The sequence below is a fragment of the Streptomyces sp. YS-3 genome (assembly GCF_045257485.1).
In the GTDB taxonomy this organism is placed as follows: domain Bacteria; phylum Actinomycetota; class Actinomycetes; order Streptomycetales; family Streptomycetaceae; genus Streptomyces.
In genome coordinates this window covers 1-11,643 of sequence record NZ_JBJHPC010000192.1, presented here as the reverse complement: position 1 = coordinate 11,643, position 11,643 = coordinate 1, and the positions used below count along the sequence as shown (strand labels likewise).

The window sequence follows — 11,643 nt, the reverse complement described above, 5'->3', positions numbered from 1 at the left end:
GGGGCCGGGGTCCGCTCCGGCGGTACGGGCAAGGGGTGCGGGGCCGGCCGGGCGGGCAGCGGGGGAGCGGCCGGGTGGCCGTTCGCCCCGGGCGCGGGCAGCGGCGGCGCGGCGGCGGCCCGCGGCACCCGGTCCGCCACCACGGCGCCGGGCAACTCACGGGCCTGCGCGGCCCGTTCGGCGATGGCGGCCGTCAGGCGCGGCGGCAGCCATCCGGCGCCGGGCGCCGGGGCGGGGCCGCCGGGGGACAGCTCGGCGGCCACCTCGGCCGGGGCCGGACGCGCCCCGGGCGACTTGGCCAGACAGCGCCCGAGCAGCGGGCGCAGGGCGGCCGGGACCGGGGTGAGGTCGGGGACGGCGTGCGCGATGCGGTGGGCGGCGGCGTCGGCGGGCCCGGAGTCGAACGGCCCCGCGCCCCCCGCCGCGTACGCGAGGAGCATGCCCAGCATGAAGACGTCGGCGGCCGGGCCGGGCTGCTCCCCGGCGACCTGCTCCGGCGTCAGATAGCCGACCGTGACACCGAGCCGGCCGCCCTCGCCGGCGCTCGCCGCGCTGGCGCCGCCGAGCACGCCGAAGGCGGTGACCAGCGGGCCGTCGGCGGTGAGCAGCACGACGTCGGGGCCCAGGCCCTGGAAGGCCTCACCGGTCACCGCGTGCGCCCGCTCCAGGGTGGCGGCCAGCGCCGCGCCCAGGGTGCGCACGGCCGGTTCGGGCAGCGGTCCGGCGAGCGCCACCGCCTCGGCGAGGGTGAGCGCGGCAGTGAACGGGGTGGCCAGCCACGGCAGCCACTCCTCGGGGCCGGTGGCCAGGACGGGCGGCACCCAGGGCCCGGCGAGCCGCTCGGCGGCCCGTGCCTCGGCGCGGAAGCGGGTGCGGAAGGCGGGCAGCGCGGCGAGGTCGGGGCGGGCGGCGGTGACGCAGACCCCGCGCCCGTCCGCCCCGTGGGCGAGGTAGACCCGGGCGGTGCCGGTCTCGCGCAGTCGGGCCCGCATCCGGTACGGACCGAGCTCGCGCGGTTCCTCGGCGGTCAGCGCCTCCATGGTTCAACTCCCCCTGCGGCACGGCGTGGACCAGCGAGCCTATCGCGCCCCACGGACACCGCCGAGCACGCGCCGGGGCTAGGCCGTAGGCCGGGGCCTGCTCCAGGGCCAGCGGCGCGGTTCGCGCCCCTCGGGCACATACGTGTACTTCCAGCCGCGCGGCAGCCCGAGGCGCTTGCTGTGCCCGGCGGGTTCGAGCCGGTACGCGTGGACGGCCGGCGGGCCGCCGCCGGCGTCCGGGACCGGGACCTCGTACCACTGGGGCGGCTTGCCCGTGGGGCCGAGCAGGACGGGCAGGACGCGCCCGTCGAGGGGGCCGCCGACGAAGAGGGTGTTCTCGCTCTGCACGCCTCAAGTGTCACACCGTCGCGGGCGGCGCCGCGCGCGTCAGAGCAGGTGGGCGGCGTCGGAGAGGACCGGGATCACCCGGCGGGCCAGCAGTCCGGCCGGGCCGTCGCCCGACTCCAGGGCCAGGGCCGCCCGGACGACGGCGGCGGCCTGCGGGTCGGTGGCGGCGGTCGCGGTGAGCAGGGCCACCAGATGGTCCACCAGCCAGTCGCGCAGCTCCGGCAGCGGCGGCTGCTTCTCCTCGTCGAGCCAGATGAGGGAGGCGGCCTCCACCGCCGCGATCCAGGTGCGCACCATCATCCGCAGCCGTGCGCCCGGCCGCTCCACCCCCAGGTGGAGGAGGATCTGCTCGGCGGCGGCCCGGCGCACCTCGTCGACTATCGCGGTGGTCCGGGAGGTCTCGGCGACGCTGCCGCCCTGGAGCAGGGCGGAGAACCCGGCGTCGTGCTCGTCGACGAAGGCGAGGTAGCGGTCGAGCGCGCGGGTCAGGCGCCGGGTGAGCGGGCCGCTCTGTGCCTGGGCGAAGCAGAGTTCGAGCTCGTCGGCGGCCGAGCGCAGCGCCGCCTCGTACAGCTGCTGCTTCCCGCCGGGGAAGTAGCGGTAGACCAGCGGGCGCGAGACCCCGGCGGCCTCGGCGACGTCGTCGAGCGAGACGTCCTCCGGGGCCCGGTGGGCGAACAGCGTCAGCGCGGCGTCGAGGAGCTGGGTGCGGCGCTCCTCGACGCTGAGCCTGCGGTACGCGGGGGTGGCGGCCGGTGAGGTCATACGGGCAGCGTAATCCCCGGGTCCCGGTTCGAAGCCGGTGCTCGGGCGCGGTTGGCCGGGAGTGAAGGGCATCCGGGCTCAGGCCAGCAGGCCCGAGCTCTGCCACAGCCGGCGCCCGACCCCGCGCAGCACTCCGATGTCGTCGAGGAAGTCGGTGAGCCGCCTGGCGCCGTTCTGCATGACCTCGCGCCGGTGCCCGCTCGCCTTCACCTGGGCGACGGCCGCACGGCGGTCCAGGCCCACGTTCTCGTACACCTGGGGGTTGACGAAGCAGGTGGAGAAGACACGGGCCGCCTCGCCGCAGCTGACCCGGGTCAGCTCCCGCTCCCAGGCGGGCGCGGTGACCATCTGGCGGCGCAACTCCTCGCGGGCGTACCGGACATGGCGGGCCTCCTCCACCACGTGGATCCGGGTCACCCCGCGCATCAGGCTCTGCACCCGCTCGTCCGGGAAGGTCAGCCGCTGCATCCAGTCGAGGATCTCCTCGCCCAGCAGGGTGGCCGCGAAGGAGCCGGGGGTGGTGGAGACGGTCTTCAGGACGCGCGCGAGGTTGTGGTAGAGCCGGGGGACCGGGTAGGCGGGCGAGCCGGCCTTCTGGATCACGCGCGCGAACATCATCGAGTGCCGGCACTCGTCGGCTATCTCGGTGAGCGCGTAGCGGACGTGCTTGCTGGTGACCGGCTTGTCGTAGATGTGGCGCACCAGGAGCTGCATCAGGATGATCTCGAACCAGATGCCGAGCGAGCCGAGCGAGGCGGCCTCGTGGCGGGAGAGCTCCATGCGCTGGTCCTCGGACATCCGGCGCCACATCGGGGTGTCGTAGAGGGAGAGCAGCTCCGGCGGCCAGAACCACTTGCCGTCCTCGAAGGGCGCGCTCCAGTCGAGCTCCTTGTCGGGGTCGAAGGAGTGCTTGGCGGATGACGCCAGGAGCCGCTCGGCGACCTCCTCGCGGTCCCGGAGCAGTCCGAGCGCGTCGCGGAGCGCATCGCTTGTCGTCACGGTCGTCATGGGCGGGGCACCTCGGTGAGTCGGCCTCGAAGGGGGTTACCGGCGGTCAACTCTTATGAGACTGCCTGTCAGCAAGCGCGTCAATCCCTTGGGCCCGACTTGTTGACCCGGCGTCTACCAACGTGTGAGCCTGCCCATGAACCCGCGTGTAACGGTCGGTCAGGGAAATCCCGACGCGAAGGAGCCGCACGTGTCGACGCACGACCTGTATGTGAACGGCCCGCAGGACCGCCCCTGGGAAGTCCCCGCCTCGGGCGCGGCCCGCTTCAGCTGGGACTACGACAACGGCCGCGAGCGCCTCCTAGCCCTGTACCAGAAGGGCAAGGACAAGCAGTGGGACGGCGCCAAACGCATCGACTGGGACATCGAGGTCGATCCGTACGACCCGCTGGGCACCCCCGACGAGGCGATGACCCTCTACGGCACCCGCCACTGGTCCAAGCTGACCGCCAAGGACAAGGCCGACCTGCGCCGGCACTACGCCTCCTGGCAGTTCAGCCAGTTCCTCCACGGCGAACAGGGCGCGATGGTGTGCGCCGCGCGGATCGTGGAGTCGGCGCCGGACCTGGACGCCAAGTTCTACTCCGCCACCCAGACCATGGACGAGGCCCGGCACGCCGAGATCTACGGCCGGTTCCTGCACGAGAAGATCGGGATGCTCTACCCGGTCAACGACAACCTCCAGGGCCTGCTCGGCGACACCCTGCGCGACTCCCGCTGGGACATGCCCTACCTGGGGATGCAGGTCCTGATCGAAGGACTCGCGCTCGCCGCGTTCGGCATGCTCCGCGACACCACCGACAAGCCGCTGCCGAAGCAGATCCTGGCGTATGTGATGCAGGACGAGGCCCGGCACGTGGCGTTCGGGCGGATGGCCCTGCGCGACTACTACAAGCAGCTCAGCGAGGCCGAGCTCCGCGAGCGCGAGGAGTTCGTCATCGAGGGCTGCTATCTGATGCGCGACCGGCTGCGCGGGGTGGAGGTCCTGGAGAACTTCGGCATCCCCAAGGCGGAGGCCGAGCAGTTCTCGGAGCAGAACGAGTTCCTGCACCTGTTCCGCAAACTGCTCTTCAGCCGCATCGTCCCCTGTGTGAAGGACATCGGCCTGTGGGGCAAGCGCCTCCAGCAGGCGTACGTGGACATGGGCGTGCTGGACATGGGCGACTCCAACCTCGACCTGCTGATGGCCGAGGACGAGGAGATCGCCGACCGCCTGGACGCCGAGCGGTTCGGCCGGGAGGAGACGGCGCGGGTCGCGGAGGTCGAGGAGGCGATCGCCCAGGGCGCCACGGGCTGATCCGCGCCACCGGGGAGACCCGAAAACGCCTCGGGCAGGCGGCGCTCACCCGGCGAGCGCCGCCTCCATCACGGCCTTCGCGATCGGGGCCGCGTCCCCGCCGCCGCTGATGTCCGCGCGGTTGGCCTCCGCGTCCTCGACGACCACCGCCACCGCCACCGCGGGCTGGCCCGTGTCGCGGCCCTGCGCCCAGGAGATGAACCAGGCGTACGGGTGGCCCCGGTTGCCGACGCCGTTCTGCGCGGTGCCGGTCTTGCCGCCCACCTTCGTACCGGGGATCGCCGCGTTGGTGCCGGTGCCCTTCTCCACCACGTCCACCATCAGCTGCTGGAGCCGCACCGCGGTGGCGGGGTTCATCGCCTGGCGGTAGGCGCGGGGGCCGTTCGAGACGACCGTGGTGCCGTGCGCGGTGGTCGTCCGCTCCACCAGATAGGGCCGTCTGAGCTCGCCGCCGTTGGCCACCGCCGCGGCGACCATCGCCATCTGGAGCGGGGTCGCCGTGGTGTCGAACTGGCCGATGGAGGAGAGCGCCAGCTGGTCCGGGCCCATCTTCTTGTCGAAGTTGGACTTGGCCACCGCCGAAGGGATCCGCAGCCCGGTGTCGTTGAAGCCGAACCGCCCCACCGCCTCCAGCATCCCCGGCAGCCCCACCTTCACCCCCAGATGCGCCATCACCGTGTTGCAGGAGACCAGCACGGCGTACGCGAGTGAGGCCTTGCCGCACCCCTCGGCCTCGTTGGGCAGCCTGGTGCTGGTGCCGGGCAGGACATAGGGGTCGGGCGTGGTGGTCGGGGCGTCCACGTCGGCGACGGCGCCCGCGTCGAGCGCCGCCGCCGCCGTCACGATCTTGAAGGCGGAGCCGGGCGGATAGGTCTGCCGGATCGCCCGGTTCAGCATCGGCTGGTCGGGGTCCGCGTTCAGCGCGTCCCAGGCGCTCCTGACCGCCCGCCCGGTCCCCGACAGCCGCCCCGGGTCGTAACTGGGGCTGCTGACCAGCGCGAGGATCCGGCCGGTGACCGGATCCAGGGCCGCGACCGCGCCCCGCCGGCCCGAGAGGCCCTGGAAGGCGGCCCGCTGGACGGCCGCCCGGATGGTGGTGACCGCGTGGCCCGCCCGGCGCCTCCGGGTGAGGCCGCCCCACAGGGGTCTGAGCAGCGGGGAGGTGCCGGAGAGCACCGGGTCCTCGGCGGCCTCGACCAGCGTGGTGCCGTACACCTGTGAGGAGTAGCCGGTGACCGGCGCGTACAGCGGCCCGTCGGTGTACGTGCGCTCGTAGCGCAGCGGCTGGCGGGTGTCCTTGGAGCCGGTGACCGCGTCGCCGTCCACCAGGACGTCACCGCGCGGCTGGCCGTAACGGGCCAGCGCGATACGGCGGTTGGCGGGGTTGGCGTCGAGCGCGTCGGCCTGGAAGACCTGGACGCGGGCCGCGTTCACCAGCAGCGCCACCAGCAGGACCAGACAGCAGGCGGCGGCCCGCCGGATGTAGCGGATCATCGGCTTCCCGTCCGGACGGGGGCGGGCGCACCGGCCGCCACGGCCGGGCGCGGGGTGCGCGCGCTGTCGCTGATCCGGATGAGGAGCGCCACGATCACCCAGTTGGTGACGGTCGAGGAGCCGCCCTGGGCCAGGAACGGCATCGCCATACCGGTGAGCGGGATCAGCCCCGTCACCCCGCCCGCGATCACGAACACCTGGAGGGCGAGGATCGAGGCGAGCCCCACGGCGAGCAGCCGCCCGAAGGGGTCGCTGAGGGTCAGCGCGGCGCGGTAGCCCCGGGCGACGAGCAGCCCGTACAGCAGGAACACGGCGGACAGCCCGGCCAGGCCCAGTTCCTCGCCCGCCGTCGCCAGGATGAAGTCGGACTTCGCGGCGAAGCCGATCAGGACGGAGTGCCCGGCGCCCAGACCCGTGCCGAGCATCCCGCCCGCCGCGAAGGCGAAGAGCGACTGGGCGAGCTGGCCCGGGCCCCGGCCGGCCTCGATGGAGGCGAAGGGGTGGAGCCAGTCCTCCACCCGGCTGTGGACGTGCGGTTCCAGGGAGCCGACGGCCGCCGCGCCGACGGCCGCGAGCAGCAGCCCGACCGCGATCCAGCCGGTGCGGCCGGTCGCCACGTACAGCATGATCACGAAGAGGCCGAAGAAGAGCAGCGAGGTGCCGAGATCGCGCTCCAGGACCAGGACGCCCACGCTGAGCAGCCAGATCGCCACGATCGGGCCGAGCACCCGGCCGGTGGGGAGCTGCAGATGCCAGACGCGGCGGCCGGTGTACGCGAGGGCGTGCCGGTTGGCGGCGAGGTACCCCGCGAAGAAGACCGCGAAGAGGATCTTGGCGAACTCGCCCGGCTGGAAGGAGAGTCCGCCCAGCCGCACCCAGATCTTGGCGCCGTTGACGGCCGGGAACGGGATCGGCACCGCCATCAGCACCAGCGCCGAGGCGGCCGAGAGGTAGGCGTAGCGCGTCAGGACGCGGTGGTCGCGCAGGAGGAGGACGACCAGGGTGAAGAGCCCGACGCCGATCGTCGACCAGACGAGCTGGGAGGAGGCGGCCCCGCTGTGCGGGGTCTCCAGGTCCAGACGGTAGATCAGCACCAGCCCCAGCCCGTTGAGCAGCACCGCGATGGGCAGCAGCAGCGGGTCGGCGTACGGGGCCCGCCAGCGGACCGCGAGGTGGGCGAGGAGGGCCAGCAGTCCGAGCCCCGCGCCGTAGCGGGCCGCGTCGGGCGGGACGGCGCCGTTCCTGGCGAGGCCGACGCCGGCGTATCCGTAGACCGGGGTGAGGACGGCGCAGACCAGCAGCGAGAGTTCGACGCCCCGGCGTCGGGCGAGGTGCGGGGCGGGCAGGGGTTCGTCCGCCGCCGTCGGTGCGGTCATGTCGGGCAACGTAGCAAGCCGGGGCCCCTCTGTCCCCTTATGTCATAGTGTGCCGGGGGTTCGGCCTGGTGACGGGCCCTCACGGGGAGATACGGCCAGGGGGCCCGTCGGCGATGGCTGCCCACTCCCGGGGAGTTCACGGCCGCGAAGGCGTGACGGCTCGGACGGGGGCCGGCGGCTCAGCACCAGCGGGGCACCGAGCCGATGTTGGCGATGTAGTACGCCGACGCCCAGGCCCAGGTGCCGTCCTCCAGCAGGTACCAGATGCCGTTGCCGTTGACGCTGCTGCCGCGGGTCTTGCAGAAGATGTGGACGATCGAGCCGTGCGGCGCGAACCCCACCACCCTGCTGCTGCGGGTCGGCTTGTCCCGCAGGTACAGGCCGGACGAGGCCGTCACCCGGCCCTTGTAGGAGGCGCTGGGGACGGCTGGTCCGGCGGCGGCGGGAGCGGCGGCGGCGAGGGCGGCCACCGCCCCGGCGGCCAGGCTCAGACCGAACAGGGCAAGCGGGTTACGTGGGGACACAGTGCCTCCTGGGGAGGGGAGGGCCGCGCTCCGCGGCTCCTTGGCTCGCCCCGCTCACGTTAGGTTCGCTCGTTGCCGCCCGCAAAGCGCTCAGGGGTGCGGTGACCGCCGGACGGAGTACGCGTCCCTCCCGTGCCACCCGTCCCCGCCTGCCCGTCCGGGCGCCCGGGGCCCTGCGGACCGCCGTCCGGGTCCACGTACTCCGGCAGGGTCAGCCGGGCCAGCGCGCCGCCGTCCGGGGCGTTGCCGAAGCTCAGCCGCGCCCCCAGCACCGCGGCCTGGCCGACCGCGATGGTCAGGCCGAGCCCGTGCCCCTTGTTGCCGCCCTCGGTCCTGAAGCGCTGCGGGCCGTGGTCGAGGAGGTAGGCCGGATAGCCGGTTCCGTGGTCCCGCACCGTCACCACCGGCCCGTCCACCGTCAGCTCGACCGGCGGCGCGCCGTGCTTGTGGGCGTTGCCCAGGAGGTTGGCCAGGACCCGTTCCAGACGGCGCTTGTCGGTCTCCACGAAGGTGTCGCGGACGACGGTGAGGTCGGTCGCCGTCCCCGAGGTCCGCACCACGCGCTCCACCAGCGGCCCCAGTTGCTCCAGGTCCGGTTCGACCCGCTCGCTGCCGGCCTCCAGACGGGAGATCTCCAGCAGGTCCTCGGTGAGCGAGCGCATCGCGCGCACCCGGTCCCGTACCAGCTCGGCGGGGCGTCCCTCGGGCAGCAGTTCGGCCGCCGCGTGCAGCCCGGTCAGCGGGGTGCGCAGCTCGTGGGCCACGTCCGCGGTGAACCGCTGCTCGCTCAGCAGCTTGTTCTGGAGCGTCCCGGCCATGGTGTCCAGCGCCCCGGCGACCGTGGCCACCTCGTCCTGGGGCCGGGAGGGGTTCTTCGTACGGGGGTCGTCGACCCGGGCGTCGAGGTCACCGGCCCCGATCCGGCGGGCCACCGTCGCGGTCTGGTGCAGCCGGCGGGTGACCCGGGTGACGCCGAAGACGCCGACCAGCAGGGTGGCGCCGATGGCGAGGATCGAGGAGCCGAGGATCGCCTGGTCGAGCCCGGTGATGGTGCGGGCGCTCTGGCTGTAGTCGATCGAGGCGGCGATCGCCCGGCCGTCGGCCGGGCCCGCCGCCCACATGGTGGGCCGGCCCCGGTCGTCCGCCACCACCGTGCCGCGCCTGCCGGAGAGGGCGAGCGTGCGCAGCGAGGCGGGCAGGTCCTGGGGGTCCAGGCCCGAGCCGGGCGGCAGCGGCTCGCCCGCCTCGTACGCGCGCGAGACCTCCTCCAGCTTGTCGAGCGCCTTGTCGCGGGCCTGACCGACCGTCTGCCGGGTCACCGAGACGTGGACCAGCACACCGAGCAGCGCCGCGAGCGCGCAGCACATCACGGTGATGAAGACCGCGGCCTTCCAGGTGAGCGTCGCCGTCCAGGCCGGCAGCCGGGGGCCCCTCACCGGGCGCTCGCGGTGGCGCGCGGGGAGCGGTCGGCGGACGGGCTCGGGCCCGGGCTCTTGGGGCGGGGGCCCAGGGAGTGCTGCGGCTCGACCCGGATGATCTCGTCGCGGGTGGGCAGCATCGCGCGCTGGTGGTCGTCCCACGACCAGGCCGTGCGGTACTCGTACCCCGGGATGCCCGCCGAGACCGAGTGCAGGATGACGTCCCGCCCGGCCAGCTCCACGCCGATCAGCTGGTCCGAGGTGGACATGATCCGGGTGAGGGCGCCGCGGTCGGGCATGTAGCAGCGCACCGCGAGCTGCTGCTCGGGCATCTTGATGCCGAGGATCAGCTCGTCCCTGCCGTCGCCGGTCAGATCGCGGTAGTACGCGCGCAGCACCGGGCAGGCCTTCGGCTTCTGGCGGCACCGGTTGAGCTGACGAACCGTTTCTTCGTAGAGGCCGTCGGCGCCCGTGTACTGGTCGGGGTGGGCGCGCACCTCCGCCTGGACGACCGCGACCGGGTCCAGCGCGCGGACGTCGCCGCCCGGGACCCGGATACCGGGCACCCGTTCCGTCTGGCCCTCGCCGTAGTCCTGCGGCGTCGTCGTGGGCTTGGGCAGGTCGGGCCAGAGGTGGACCGGGCCGACCGCCGTCGGGGTCGCGCCCGCGCCCTCCAGGCTGCCCGCGTTGCCGCAGCCGGAGAGCAGCAGGGCTGCGGCAACGGCGGCGAGCAGCGGGAGCGCTGCGCTCAGGGGGCGGCGGTGGCGGGTCAAGGTGCTCCTGTCGTGCGGATGGCGGCACCGCGAGCGGCTCCGCCTCCGGGCTACTCCACCTTCACCAGGTCGGCGTAGAAGATGATGTTGGCCGAGCGGTGGCCGTTCTTGATCGGGCCGCCGCAGGTGATGAGGCGGAGTTCCGGACGGTCGGTCTTCCCATAGACCTTATTCGTAGGGAAGTCTGTTTTGTCCACTTGCTGGGTCTCGCGGATCGTGAAGACGGCCGTCGAGCGGTCCGCCCTGCCGACTTTGATCACATCCCCGACGTGCATCTTCCGCACGTCACGCATGAGCGCGGGCCCCTCGGCGGTGTCGTAGTGCGCGACGATCACGGACGCGCCCGTCTCGCCGGGGGTGACGCTGCCGGTGTACCAGCCCGCCAGCTCCGCCTTGTCGACCGGCGGCACCTCCAGCTCCTGCTTCTCGTCCAGCCCCAGCCGCAGCACCGGGCCGGCGTCGACACCGGCGGACGGTATGACCACCCGGGTCGGCTGTGCCGCCTTCAGCGGGCCCACCTGCTGGCGGGCCCGGGTGGTGGCGGTGTTCCGCACGGAGACGTCGGGGGCCTTGGCCTCCGCCCCGGACGAACCCGAGCCGCAGGCCGCGAGAGCGCCGCCCACGGTGAGGGCGAGCGCGGCGGCGGCCACGAGCCGGGCCGTGCGGCGCGGGCGCGGGCGGGAGGGAGTGGACGTGATCATGGCCACCACCGTAGGAGGGCCGTGTCGCGGAGCCTTCCCGTCCTTGTCACAACTCTCCATGACCGGGGAGGGGTCGCCGCTACTGCTGGTACGGGTTCTGCCCCTGAGCACCCGGGGCACCCGGAGCCTGGCCCTGCATCTGGCCCTGCGGCTGCGGCTGCGGCTGGTGGCTCGGCTGCGGCCCGGCGGCCATCGCGAGGAGCTGCTCGGCCTGCTCCTTGGCGATCTGCTGCTCCAGCCCGCAGAAGGTGCACTGCGTGCGGTACTTGGTGGAGACCGGGAAGAGCGGGATGAAGAAGAACGTGAACTTGGTGACGTACTTCCGCAGGCCGTGGGCGGCCGGATTGCCGCAGTTCCCGCAGACGAGCGTCATCATGGCGAGCTGGTACAGATATCCCCTGGTGCCCCAAATGAGCATTGGACGTCCCCTCCCGAGGTGAAGCGGCGCGCGTCGCGCGCGGTGGCGCTCGCACTATACGAGCCGCGATATTGCCGTGCGCCGCCGGTGCTGTTCCCATGGTCGTGGGGGTGATGCGGGATGTCGGGACTGCGGGTGACTCCGGTGCACCGGCACGGACGGGCACGGCTGTACGTCAGCCTCCCGGACGGCACGAACGCCGCCTGGTACGACAGGGACAGCGGGCGGGTCAGCCTCCTCCTGGAGGAGTTCCGCGAGGCGGTCCTCGCGGCGCTGGCGCCCTTCGTGGCGGGCGGGATGACGGTGGGTCCGCCGCCGGTCCCCACCTCCGCCGACCTGACCCGGCTGTCCCTCCACCCCGACGACGACCTGGCGCCGAACCGCCCCGGCGAAGCGCTCCTGGGCGAGCTCGAACGGCGGGGCCCCTCGCGCCGCTTCCGGGAGGACCCCCGGCGGGTGCTGCTCGCCGCGCAGGAGCGGT

Annotated in this window: 11 protein-coding genes and 2 pseudogenes; 2 read left to right on the top strand and 11 right to left on the bottom strand. The window is 73.6% G+C overall.

Going from position 1 to position 11,643, the window contains the following annotated elements:
- From ACJA3G_RS17565 to ACJA3G_RS17550, 4 genes and pseudogenes are all read right to left on the bottom strand, one after another.
- Positions 1 to 1,040 (bottom strand): annotated as a pseudogene (locus ACJA3G_RS17565) (serine/threonine protein kinase); the annotation flags it as partial.
- 78 nt (positions 1,041 to 1,118) lie between these two features.
- On the bottom strand, positions 1,119 to 1,388 hold the full coding sequence (locus ACJA3G_RS17560) for a hypothetical protein (protein ID WP_406553940.1): 270 nt from the start codon (positions 1,386 to 1,388) through the stop codon (positions 1,119 to 1,121).
- Positions 1,389 to 1,427: 39 nt separating this feature from the next.
- A complete protein-coding gene (locus ACJA3G_RS17555) occupies positions 1,428 to 2,153 on the bottom strand; it encodes a TetR/AcrR family transcriptional regulator (protein WP_406553939.1) in 726 nt (241 codons plus the stop codon).
- Between the two features lie 78 nt (positions 2,154 to 2,231).
- The gene (locus tag ACJA3G_RS17550) at positions 2,232 to 3,161 is read right to left on the bottom strand and encodes a diiron oxygenase (RefSeq protein WP_406553938.1); all 930 of its coding nucleotides are present in this window, start codon (positions 3,159 to 3,161) and stop codon (positions 2,232 to 2,234) included.
- Between the two features lie 190 nt (positions 3,162 to 3,351).
- Here ACJA3G_RS17550 and ACJA3G_RS17545 point away from each other — a divergent pair, with 190 nt between their 5' ends.
- Positions 3,352 to 4,458, top strand: a complete 1,107-nt coding sequence (locus ACJA3G_RS17545; protein WP_406553937.1) for a ferritin-like domain-containing protein — start codon at positions 3,352 to 3,354, stop codon at positions 4,456 to 4,458.
- Positions 4,459 to 4,503: 45 nt separating this feature from the next.
- Here the strand turns inward: ACJA3G_RS17545 and ACJA3G_RS17540 are convergent, their stop codons facing one another.
- The 7 genes from ACJA3G_RS17540 to ACJA3G_RS17510 form a co-directional block, all read right to left on the bottom strand.
- A complete protein-coding gene (locus tag ACJA3G_RS17540) occupies positions 4,504 to 5,952 on the bottom strand; it encodes a penicillin-binding transpeptidase domain-containing protein (RefSeq protein WP_406553936.1) in 1,449 nt (482 codons plus the stop codon).
- Positions 5,949 to 7,328 (bottom strand): FtsW/RodA/SpoVE family cell cycle protein, encoded by a 1,380-nt coding sequence (locus tag ACJA3G_RS17535; protein WP_406553935.1) that lies wholly within the window; start codon positions 7,326 to 7,328, stop codon positions 5,949 to 5,951. Before ACJA3G_RS17535 ends, ACJA3G_RS17540 begins: the two co-directional genes overlap by 4 nt.
- A gap of 179 nt (positions 7,329 to 7,507) precedes the next feature.
- Positions 7,508 to 7,852: an SH3 domain-containing protein gene (locus ACJA3G_RS17530; protein WP_406553934.1), complete on the bottom strand. Its 345-nt coding sequence runs from the start codon at positions 7,850 to 7,852 to the stop codon at positions 7,508 to 7,510.
- Positions 7,853 to 7,911: 59 nt separating this feature from the next.
- Positions 7,912 to 9,288, bottom strand: a complete 1,377-nt coding sequence (locus ACJA3G_RS17525; protein WP_406553933.1) for an ATP-binding protein — start codon at positions 9,286 to 9,288, stop codon at positions 7,912 to 7,914.
- Positions 9,285 to 10,043: a hypothetical protein gene (locus ACJA3G_RS17520; protein ID WP_406553932.1), complete on the bottom strand. Its 759-nt coding sequence runs from the start codon at positions 10,041 to 10,043 to the stop codon at positions 9,285 to 9,287. Before ACJA3G_RS17520 ends, ACJA3G_RS17525 begins: the two co-directional genes overlap by 4 nt.
- Positions 10,044 to 10,093: 50 nt before the next feature.
- Positions 10,094 to 10,744, bottom strand: coding sequence for a class F sortase (locus tag ACJA3G_RS17515; protein ID WP_406553931.1), 651 nt, complete (start codon positions 10,742 to 10,744; stop codon positions 10,094 to 10,096).
- Between the two features lie 79 nt (positions 10,745 to 10,823).
- A complete protein-coding gene (locus ACJA3G_RS17510) occupies positions 10,824 to 11,162 on the bottom strand; it encodes a zinc-ribbon domain-containing protein (protein WP_406553930.1) in 339 nt (112 codons plus the stop codon).
- A 120-nt stretch (positions 11,163 to 11,282) separates the two neighbouring features.
- Between ACJA3G_RS17510 and ACJA3G_RS17505 the strand changes: the two are divergent.
- Positions 11,283 to 11,643 (top strand): annotated as a pseudogene (locus tag ACJA3G_RS17505) (NERD domain-containing protein); the annotation flags it as partial.

Excerpts from the sequence above, each read along its gene's own strand:
- ACJA3G_RS17535 (WP_406553935.1), bottom strand. The coding sequence starts at position 7,328 with ATGACCGCACCGACGGCGGCGGACGAACCCCTGCCCGCCCCGCACCTC.
- ACJA3G_RS17550 (WP_406553938.1), bottom strand. The coding sequence starts at position 3,161 with ATGACGACCGTGACGACAAGCGATGCGCTCCGCGACGCGCTCGGACTG.
- ACJA3G_RS17555 (WP_406553939.1), bottom strand. The coding sequence starts at position 2,153 with ATGACCTCACCGGCCGCCACCCCCGCGTACCGCAGGCTCAGCGTCGAG.
- ACJA3G_RS17510 (WP_406553930.1), bottom strand. The coding sequence starts at position 11,162 with ATGCTCATTTGGGGCACCAGGGGATATCTGTACCAGCTCGCCATGATG.
- ACJA3G_RS17540 (WP_406553936.1), bottom strand. The coding sequence starts at position 5,952 with ATGATCCGCTACATCCGGCGGGCCGCCGCCTGCTGTCTGGTCCTGCTG.
- ACJA3G_RS17515 (WP_406553931.1), bottom strand. The coding sequence starts at position 10,744 with ATGATCACGTCCACTCCCTCCCGCCCGCGCCCGCGCCGCACGGCCCGG.